The sequence below is a fragment of the Clostridium pacaense genome (genome assembly GCF_020709765.2).
GTDB classification, from domain to species: Bacteria; Bacillota; Clostridia; order Lachnospirales; family Lachnospiraceae; genus Enterocloster; species Enterocloster hominis.
On record NZ_JAJFEB020000240.1, the window covers coordinates 1 to 234 of the forward strand.

1 protein-coding gene is annotated in these 234 nt (G+C 57.7%); it reads right to left on the minus strand.

Annotated features, from left to right (window positions below):
- Nucleotides 1-234 (minus strand): YraN family protein (locus tag LK536_RS59160; RefSeq protein ID WP_506092382.1); only part of this gene is annotated, 234 nt, incomplete at both ends.

The following is a 234-nucleotide window of genomic DNA, read 5'->3' on the forward strand; positions in this document are numbered from 1 at the left end:
ATCAAAACGGCAGGGACAGTCCTCCGGGATGTTGTGGCTGAACATATAGTAAACCGCTGCGGCATGGATGCGTTCCTGTTTGACCCGGTTCACCGCCTCCAGCGGCCCGCCTATGCGGCCGCTGGAACGGTACTTGACTTCCACGAACACCAGGTACCTTCCGTGACGGCAGACCAGGTCCACTTCCCACTGCCTGCCGCGGTAATTCCTTTCAATGACGCGGTAACCTCTTTT